The organism is Bacteroides sp. RTP31139st1_H2_RTP31139_211217, assembly GCF_040227615.1.
Classification (GTDB): Bacteria; Bacteroidota; Bacteroidia; order Bacteroidales; family Bacteroidaceae; genus Bacteroides; species Bacteroides uniformis.
This window is the reverse complement of the sequence record NZ_JBCNZM010000263.1, coordinates 1-3,930: the sequence shown is the minus strand read 5'-3', so window position 1 is coordinate 3,930 and position 3,930 is coordinate 1. Positions and strand designations below refer to the sequence as shown.

The 3,930-nt window shown below is 54.4% G+C and carries 4 protein-coding genes; all 4 read left to right on the top strand.

Translation table 11 applies throughout. The features are described from left to right. Positions 1-74 precede the first annotated feature (74 nt). Entirely contained in the window at positions 75-1,253 is a 1,179-nt protein-coding gene (gene trpB / locus ABUA47_RS23550) for a tryptophan synthase subunit beta (RefSeq protein WP_349832153.1), read from the top strand. A 59-nt stretch (positions 1,254-1,312) separates the two neighbouring features. Continuing rightward, complete coding sequence (locus tag ABUA47_RS23545; protein ID WP_349832152.1) at positions 1,313-2,713, top strand: anthranilate synthase component I family protein; 1,401 nt, start codon at positions 1,313-1,315, stop codon at positions 2,711-2,713. 99 nt (positions 2,714-2,812) lie between these two features. Beyond that, on the top strand, positions 2,813-3,439 hold the full coding sequence (locus ABUA47_RS23540; protein WP_178291952.1) for an anthranilate synthase component II: 627 nt from the start codon (positions 2,813-2,815) through the stop codon (positions 3,437-3,439). Between the two features lie 64 nt (positions 3,440-3,503). Next, a partial coding sequence (locus tag ABUA47_RS23535; RefSeq protein WP_410520196.1) for an anthranilate phosphoribosyltransferase occupies positions 3,504-3,930 on the top strand: 427 nt, incomplete at its 3' end.

Sequence of the window (3,930 nt, the reverse complement as noted above, 5' to 3'; positions counted from 1 at the left end):
CTTTTCGTTTAAGCAATAATGCGTTTTGATTTCTGAAATAGTAAATAGTAAATCGTCAAATAGTAAATAACATGATGAATTTCTTAGTTGACAAAGAAGGTTATTACGGAGAGTTCGGCGGGGCATACGTTCCCGAAATCCTCCACAAATGTGTAGAAGAGTTGCAGAACACCTACCTCAAAGTGCTGCAAAGTGAGGACTTCAAGCGTGAATACGACCAGTTGCTGCGCGACTACGTGGGACGCCCTTCCCCACTCTACTTGGCACACCGCTTGTCCGAGAAGTACGGTTGCCGGATTTACCTCAAGCGTGAAGACCTGAACCACACCGGTGCCCACAAAATCAACAACAGCATCGGGCAGGTATTGCTGGCACGCCGCATGGGCAAGCGCCGCATCATCGCCGAAACCGGAGCCGGGCAGCACGGGGTGGCCACAGCCACCGTCTGCGCCTTGATGAACATGGAATGCATCGTCTACATGGGTAAGACCGACGTAGAGCGCCAGCGCGTCAATGTGGAGAAGATGAAGATGCTCGGCGCCACCGTCGTTCCCGTCACCATTGGCAATATGACGTTGAAGGACGCCACCAACGAAGCCATCCGCGACTGGTGCTGTCATCCCTCGGACACCTACTACGTGATAGGTTCCACCGTCGGCCCGCATCCGTACCCCGACATGGTGGCACGCCTGCAGTCCGTCATCAGCGAAGAAATAAGGAAGCAGCTCCTTGAACACGAGGGACGCGAATGCCCCGACTACCTCATCGCCTGCGTAGGCGGAGGAAGCAATGCAGCCGGCACCATCTATCACTACGTCAACGACCCGCACGTGCAAATCGTCCTCGCCGAAGCCGGAGGAAAAGGCATTGAAACGGGAATGACAGCCGCCACCATCGCCCTCGGCAAGATGGGCATCATCCACGGCTCGCGCACCTACGTCATCCAGAACGAGGACGGACAGATAGAAGAGCCCTATTCCATCTCTGCCGGACTGGACTATCCGGGCATCGGCCCCATGCACGCCAACCTTGCCAAGCAGAAGCGTGCCATCGTCCTCGCCGTCAACGACGACGAAGCCATCCGCGCCGCCTACGAACTGACCCGGCTCGAGGGCATCATCCCCGCATTGGAAAGTGCCCACGCACTGGGTGCGCTGGAGAAGATGAGGTTCAAGCCGACGGACGTGGTGGTGCTGACGGTGTCGGGACGGGGGGATAAGGATATAGAGACGTATTTGAGTGATGAGTTATAAGTGATAAGTGATGAGCTATTTGAAAATACGAGATGCAATGAAATAAAATACAAGATACAATGAAACAATATGATTATAAAACAATCAGCCGCACCATGCTCGGTGACTTGCATACGCCGGTGAGCACGTATCTGAAGGTGCGCGACATCTTTCCGCAGAGCGCACTTATGGAGAGTTCCGACTATCATGGCAGTGAGAACAACCGCTCGTTCATCGCTCTGTGTCCGCTGGCAAGTGTCAGCATAGACCACGGCACGGCTATCTTCCGTCTGCCGGACGACAGCCGCGAAGAGCATCCCATAACCGAAAAATACCGGGTGGAAAACGCACTGAACGATTTCCTCTGCCGCTTCCGCGTGGAGGGCGAATACAGCAATTACTGCGGACTCTACGGATACACCTCCTTCAATGCTGTCCGCTACTTCGAGAATATCCCCGTGAAGGACAGCCGCGAAGCTACCAACGATGCGCCGGACATGCTGTACATATTATATAAGTACCTCATCGTCTTCAACGACTTCAAGAATGAGATGCTGCTCCTCGAGATGCTGGCGCCCGGCGAGACCAGCGGACTGGACCAGGTACAGAAGGCCATCCATAACCGCAACTACACCGCCTACGATTTCCGCGCCATCGGCCCCACCACCTCCCCGCTTACGGACGAGGAGCACACGGCGAATATCCGCCGGGGCATCGCCCACTGTCTGCGCGGCGACGTTTTCCAGATAGTCCTCTCCCGCCGGTTCGAGCAGCGTTTCACGGGCGATGACTTCAAGCTCTACCGTGCCCTGCGCAGCATCAACCCTTCTCCCTATCTGTTCTATTTCGACTTCGGGGGCTTCCGCATTTTCGGCTCGTCTCCCGAAACCCATTGCCGCATCGAAGGCCGCCATGCCTATATCGACCCCATTGCCGGAACCACGAAGCGCACCGGCGATGCAGAGCAGGACGCCCTCAATGCCCGGTACCTGCACGACGACCCCAAAGAGAACGCCGAACACGTGATGCTTGTGGACCTTGCCCGCAACGACCTCTCCCGCAACTGCCACGATGTAAAGGTGGACTTCTATAAGGAGATGCAGTATTACAGCCATGTCATCCACCTCGTCAGCCGTGTCAGCGGAACGCTCCGCGAAGAGGCCGACCCCGTCAAGGCCTTCATCGACACCTTCCCTGCCGGTACCCTGAGCGGTGCCCCCAAGGTACGCGCCATGCAACTCATCAGCCAGCTGGAACCGCACAACCGTGGAGCCTACGGCGGCTGCATCGGTTTCATCGGACTGAACGGCTCGCTGAACCAGGCGATTACGATTCGTACTTTTGTCAGCCGCAACGGTGTCCTCTGGTTCCAGGCAGGCGGCGGCATCGTAGCCAAGAGCAACGACGAGTACGAACTGCAAGAAGTGAACAACAAGCTCGGCGCACTGAAAAAAGCGATTGAGATGGCAGAGAAAATGTGAGTTCATGTACCATGTATAATGTACAAAGTACAATTTGCCATGCGGCGTACATTGCGCAGCTAAATGGTACATTGTACATTGTAAATAGTAAATAAATAGATGAAAACAGTTATCATAGACAATTACGACTCCTTCACCTACAACCTTGCCCATCTGGTGAAAGAGCTTGGCGCAGAAGTGGATGTGCTGCGCAACGATAAATTCCGGCTCGAAGAATTGGAGCCATACGATAAAATCATCCTCTCACCCGGCCCCGGTGTCCCCGAGGAAGCCGGACTGTTGCTGGATGTCATCCGCACCTATGCCGGACGGAAACCCATACTCGGTGTCTGTCTGGGCGAACAAGCCATCGGACAAGTGTTCGGCGGAAAGCTGGTCAATCTGGAAGAGGTGTTCCATGGGGTACAGACGGAGATAAGAATGAAGGGGGAAGGATTAAGGATTAGGGATGAAGGATTAGGGGGGAAGGATTATGAAGGTATTTCTCTCGAAGAAGACTATATCTTCTGCGGTTTACCCGATAGGATTCCCGTCGGACGATACCACTCCTGGGTGGTCGATACGGAGGACTTTCCCGAAGCGCTGGCCATTACCGCCATCAGCCCCGAAGGACAAATCATGGCGCTGAAACATCGGGAGTATGACATACACGGCATCCAGTTCCATCCTGAATCGGTACTGACACCCGACGGAAAAACAATCGTAAAAAACTGGCTTTTCAAATGAGGCACTTCAGAAAAAGAGTAAATTCAATCGTCAAATCGTAAATCGTCAAATCGTAAATAAAAAGATGAAAGCAATACTCACCCGTCTCTTTAACCACGAAGAGCTTACGTCGGAGGAAACCAAACAAATCCTCCTCAACATCACCAAGGAAATGTATCCTGAGGCGCAGATAGCAGCCTTGCTCACTGCCTTCCAGATGCGGAGCATCACTGTGGACGAGCTTATCGGTTTCCGCGAAGCACTGATGGAGACACGCCTTCCCATCGACTTCGCCCCCTATCGCCCCATCGACATTGTAGGTACGGGCGGCGACGGAAAGAACACCTTCAACCTCTCCACCTGCGCTTGCTTCGTGGTGGCGGGAGCCGGCTACAAGGTTGCCAAGCACGGCAACTACGGAGCCACTTCCGTGAGCGGAGCCAGCAATGTCATCGAGCAGCACGGCGTACGCTTCACCAACAACCCCGACACGCTGAAACGCAGCATGGAGG